1 pseudogene is annotated in these 237 nt (G+C 44.7%); it reads left to right on the forward strand.

Annotated features, from left to right (window positions below):
• Nucleotides 1-237, forward strand: a pseudogene (locus tag AAEY88_RS15425) (hypothetical protein); the annotation flags it as partial.

Here is a 237-nt window from a genome sequence, read left to right on the forward strand (position 1 = left end):
GTCAAACGCTTTACGTCGGTATGTTCAATGATAAGCCCATCGCTGCTGTTGCCTGCTTTGACGATGGACAGACCAATGCCAAGCGCTTGCAATATCTTACTGTTCATAGCCAAAATCGTGGTCGTGCTATCGATGCCAAGTTTATTAAACTGGTTTATGATGCCGAAGTAAAAAAAGGCGTGCGTGAATTCGTCCCTGTTGATGCGGATATTCATCGTATTATGAGCGAGTATGAGC

Source organism: Psychrobacter sp. CAL346-MNA-CIBAN-0220 (assembly GCF_040309805.1).
GTDB lineage: Bacteria > Pseudomonadota > Gammaproteobacteria > Pseudomonadales > Moraxellaceae > Psychrobacter.